This window comes from Citrobacter sp. Cpo109, assembly GCF_030332565.1.
In the GTDB taxonomy this organism is placed as follows: domain Bacteria; phylum Pseudomonadota; class Gammaproteobacteria; order Enterobacterales; family Enterobacteriaceae; genus Citrobacter; species Citrobacter portucalensis.
On sequence record NZ_JAOWHQ010000030.1, the window covers coordinates 1 to 221 of the forward strand.

The following is a 221-nucleotide window of genomic DNA, read 5'->3' on the forward strand; positions in this document are numbered from 1 at the left end:
TATAAATGCCCCTTCGCCGTGGTAATAAATGCCTGATTATTAACTACCACCACTCTTTTTATTTCTTTTCCTTCAGGTCTGTCACGCATAACACCATCTGAGTTTCTCTCCAGTGCCGGGAAAGGAGCCATATATTTTGCAACCTGCCACGTTTGTCCGTAATCTTTAGATATTTTATATGCCCCTGGCTCCCACTCAGGCACAAGTATGTACTGTTCTGA

General features: G+C 43.0%; 1 pseudogene. It reads right to left on the reverse strand.

Annotated elements, in window-relative coordinates:
* Positions 1-221, reverse strand: a pseudogene (locus OGY71_RS01160) (T6SS immunity protein Tli3 family protein); the annotation flags it as partial.